Annotated in this window: 2 protein-coding genes; both read right to left on the bottom strand. The window is 35.6% G+C overall.

The window, feature by feature from the left end; translation table 11 throughout:
- The coding region (locus H4J67_RS20050; RefSeq protein ID WP_182171407.1) for a Bor/Iss family lipoprotein at positions 1-237 on the bottom strand (237 nt) is incomplete at its 3' end.
- Positions 237-436, bottom strand: a 200-nt coding sequence (locus H4J67_RS20045) for a Bor family protein (protein ID WP_182171404.1), incomplete at its 5' end; no start/stop codon positions are given. The genes H4J67_RS20045 and H4J67_RS20050, both read right to left, overlap by 1 nt.

Raw genomic sequence — 436 nt, 5'->3', positions numbered from 1 at the left:
ACCACTAGCCAAACCGTTTATAAAAGTTAATTCGGTTTTTACTGATGCCCAAGGCGTGTTAGCACATTCTTTTTGGAGGTCTACAACTGGCGAGCCCTCATATAAAGAAAGGGCGAAGTTATGATGCCATAATTGAGTGGTTTGATTAGATTTAACTTGATCGCCTTTATCAAAATGGATTGTTGAGCAACCGGAAAAAAAAGTAAGCCATAAAACGCCTAATAGTATATTTTTCATTATGATTCTTCCTTAGGACACCAAATTTTTACTGTATGAGGTGCATAAATACCTAGTGTAATTAATGCTAAAAGACCATCAGAAAATGTTTGTTGTGATTGCATTTGCAATGGTTCATTTTTGTTACAAACTTTCAGAACATCAACACGATGTTCTCCAGATAGCCCCCATAAATAAAATGGTTTTGAATCCAGGTATG

It is taken from the genome of Colwellia sp. BRX10-4 (assembly GCF_014077465.1).
Lineage (GTDB): Bacteria > Pseudomonadota > Gammaproteobacteria > Enterobacterales > Alteromonadaceae > Colwellia_A.
The sequence above is the reverse complement of the archived record's forward strand: the minus strand, read 5'-3'. Positions and strand labels throughout refer to the sequence as shown.